Origin of the sequence: Rhodoblastus sp. (genome assembly GCF_041915505.1) — a bacterium.
Lineage (GTDB): Bacteria > Pseudomonadota > Alphaproteobacteria > Rhizobiales > Beijerinckiaceae > Rhodoblastus.
In genome coordinates, this window is record NZ_JAYSBG010000464.1 from 1 (window position 1) to 2311 (window position 2311).

Below are 2311 nucleotides of genomic sequence, written 5' to 3' on the forward strand. Positions count from 1 at the left end.
GTCCGGCTTGGGCATGATGCAGGCGCCGAGCGCGAGGCGCTGTTTCCAGCCGCCGGACAATTCGCCGGCGAGCTGGTTGGCGCGGCCCGTCAGGCCGAGGCGCTCGGTCGCCTCCCGCGCCCGCGCGCGCGGGTCGTCGAGCCCGTAGACGCGGCCGATGAATTCGAGATTTTCGCGAATGGTCAGATCGGTATAGAGCGAGAAGCGCTGGGTCATATAGCCGGTGCGGCGCTTGATTTCGTTCTGCTGCGTCAGAATGTCGAAGCCGAGGCAGGAGCCGGTCCCGCTGTCCGGCGTCAGCAGGCCGCACAACATGCGAATGGTGGTGGTCTTGCCGCTGCCATTGGGGCCGAGAAAGCCGTGGATGCGGCCGCGCCGCACCTGCATGGTCAGGTCTTCCACCACTTTTTTGCCGCCGAAGCTCTTGCTGAGCCCGCGCACGTCGATGACGATGTCAGGTTCGGCGTTCATTTCGGCGTCTCGGGCGGAACCAGCCGGACCGTGAGCGGCAGGCCGAGCGGCAGCAGCGTGGCCGGATTGTCGAGCCGGGCGTCGATGCGGAACACCAGCTTGCCGCGCTCCTGCAAAGAGAAGATCACCGGCGGCGTGAATTCGGCTTGCTGCGAGATGAAGATCACGCGGCCGTCGAGCGCCGGGCAATTGTCGCAGGCGACGGCGATTTTCGCGCCGAGCGTGAAGCGCGCGAGCTGCGGCTCGGGAACATAGAAGCGGATCTTGCGATTCTCCGGCGGCAGCAGAGCCAGAATGGGCTGGCCGGCGGCGACGATTTCGCCCGGCCAGAAATAGACATCCTGCACGATGGAATCGGCCGGCGCGTAAACCGTCTGGCGCGCGATGCGCACGTCGATCTGCTCCATCTGCGCCCGCGCCTGATTGATCTCGGCTTCGGCCGCATGGATTTCCTGCGAGCGCGACGGGATCAGCCCGGCCTCGACCTGACGCTCGGCCTCGGCGAGGCTGGCCTTGTCGCGATCGAGCGCGAACTTGGCCTGATCGCGCGCGGCGACCGTGGCCGCGCCGCGCGGCAGCAGATATTGCTGGCGGTCGAATTCGGTCTGCGACAGGACGAGCGCCGCCTTGGCGCGTTCGACGGCCGCCCGCAGAACTGCAATCTGTTCGGGCCGCTGCAGCGCCGCCTGCAGATTGTTGAGATTGGCCTCGGCCTGATCGAGGCGGGCCTTGGCCTCGACGCGCTGCTGGTCCAGCACCGGCGTGGCCATGGTGAACAGAGCCGCGCCCTTCGTGACCTGCGCGCCGGGTTCAAAATTCAACGCTTTCAGCCGCTCGCCCTCGATCGGGCCGACCTGAACGAGGTCGCCCTCGACATAGCCGGTGAACAGGTCCTGCGGCGGCGCCGGGGCGAAGACCTTGCTGGCCGCCCAGCCGAGGATCACCAGCGCGACGAGGGCGAGGACAATCGGGAGCCGGTTTTTCATGCGCGCGCTCCGGTCAGCGATCGGGTGAGCAGGTCGAAATGCGCCTCGATCATCGCGGGGACGTCGAGCGGCTCGATGCGGGCGAAAACCGCGCCCCAGACGACGGCGACCAGCGCCGGGGCGATGATCAGCTGCGGGAAACGCGCCGGCTCGTCGGACAGGAACTCGCCGCTGGCGCGACCCTCGGCGACGACGGCCCGGACCAGTCTCATGCCGCGCGCAATGATTTCGCGATGGTAGAATTCGGCCAGAGCCGGAAAGCGCGCGCCCTCGGACAGGATGAGATGGACCACGCGGCGACGGTCGGGATCCTCCAGGGCGGCGGCGATGGCCCGGCCGATCAGCCGCAACTTCAGGCTGGCCGGGGCGGGGGAGGCGGCGACGGCCGTTTCGATATAAGCGAGACTCGCGCCGATGGTGTTCTTGACGATGGCCTCGAACAAATCTTCCTTGGAGCGGAAATAGAGATAGATCGTGCCCTTGGCGATCCCGGCGGCGCGGGCGACATCGTCGAGGCGCGCGGCGGCGAAACCCTTTGTCGCGAAAACATCCAGCGCCGCCGCGCGAATGGCGCGCATGCGGTCCTCACGCTCCTCTTCCGTGCGGGCCTGTCGGGCCATGGCGGTCGCTCCGAAATAATGACTGACTATACAGTCATTTTTTAGACGTGGCAAAGGCGCGCATTGATCGGCGTCAAGGATCGGTCCTATGCTGGGATTACACTAAAAAGGCGCGGGTCGATGGACCCGCCGGGAATGGGAGGCGAAAATGATTGCGTCGGACATCATGACGAGCCCGGTCAAGACGATCGGTCCCGACGCCACGATCGAGGAAGCCATAGCGCTGCTTCTGGA

The 2311-nt window shown here is 66.4% G+C and carries 4 protein-coding genes; 1 reads left to right on the forward strand and 3 read right to left on the reverse strand.

The features are described 5' to 3' along the window. The 3 genes from ACE3S9_RS18660 to ACE3S9_RS18670 all read right to left on the reverse strand — a co-directional run. Positions 1-471: ABC transporter ATP-binding protein (locus ACE3S9_RS18660; RefSeq protein WP_374547973.1), on the reverse strand; the 471-nt coding region annotated here is incomplete at its 3' end. After that, positions 468-1457, reverse strand: coding sequence for an HlyD family secretion protein (locus tag ACE3S9_RS18665; protein WP_374547974.1), 990 nt, complete (start codon positions 1455-1457; stop codon positions 468-470). The genes ACE3S9_RS18665 and ACE3S9_RS18660, both read right to left, overlap by 4 nt. Then, complete coding sequence (locus tag ACE3S9_RS18670; RefSeq protein ID WP_374547975.1) at positions 1454-2077, reverse strand: TetR/AcrR family transcriptional regulator; 624 nt, start codon at positions 2075-2077, stop codon at positions 1454-1456. The genes ACE3S9_RS18665 and ACE3S9_RS18670 overlap by 4 nt, the downstream gene beginning before the upstream one ends. Positions 2078-2225: 148 nt before the next feature. On the opposite strand from ACE3S9_RS18670, the gene ACE3S9_RS18675 reads away from it, so the two are divergent. After that, on the forward strand, positions 2226-2311 hold an 86-nt coding region (locus ACE3S9_RS18675; protein WP_374547976.1), incomplete at its 3' end, for a CBS domain-containing protein.

Coding starts and splice junctions, on each gene's coding strand:
- ACE3S9_RS18665 (WP_374547974.1), bottom strand. CDS start 1,457: ATGAAAAACCGGCTCCCGATTGTCCTCGCCCTCGTCGCGCTGGTGATC.
- ACE3S9_RS18670 (WP_374547975.1), bottom strand. CDS start 2,077: ATGGCCCGACAGGCCCGCACGGAAGAGGAGCGTGAGGACCGCATGCGC.